Origin of the sequence: Thauera linaloolentis 47Lol = DSM 12138, assembly GCF_000310205.1 — a bacterium.
Lineage (GTDB): Bacteria > Pseudomonadota > Gammaproteobacteria > Burkholderiales > Rhodocyclaceae > Thauera > Thauera linaloolentis.
In genome coordinates this window covers 1-544 of the sequence record NZ_AMXE01000197.1, presented here as the reverse complement: position 1 = coordinate 544, position 544 = coordinate 1, and the positions used below count along the sequence as shown (strand labels likewise).

Annotated in this window: 1 pseudogene; it reads left to right on the top strand. The window is 66.2% G+C overall.

Annotated elements, in window-relative coordinates:
- Positions 1 to 486: pseudogene (locus C666_RS19155) on the top strand (acetaldehyde dehydrogenase family protein); the annotation flags it as partial.
- Positions 487 to 544 lie beyond the last annotated feature (58 nt).

The window sequence follows — 544 nt, the reverse complement described above, 5'->3', positions numbered from 1 at the left end:
CCGGTCGCCTACGGCGAGATCGTCGCCACCGTGTCGAGCAAGTCCGCCGGCCCGGGCACACGCAAGAACATCGACGAATTCACCCGCACCACCGCCGGCGCGGTCGAGAAAGTCGGCGGCGCCAAAAAGGGCAAGGCCATCATCATCCTCAACCCGGCCGAACCGCCGCTGATCATGCGCGACACCGTGCACTGCCTGACCGAGACCGAACCGGACCAGGGCGCGATCACCGAATCCATCCACGCCATGATCGCCGAAGTGCAGAAGTACGTCCCCGGCTACCGCCTGGTCAATGGCCCGGTGTTCGATGGCAAGCGCGTCTCGGTCTTCCTCGAAGTCGAAGGCCTGGGCGACTACCTGCCCCGGTACGCCGGCAACCTCGACATCATGACCGCGGCCGGCGCGCGCACCGCCGAGATGTTCGCCGAAGAAATCCTCGCCGGCCGCCTCACCCTCGAACCCAACCGCGCCGTGATGGCGGCCTGAAGGAGATCAGCATGGAACTGCGCGGCAAGAAGATCACCGTCCACGACATGACCCTGCG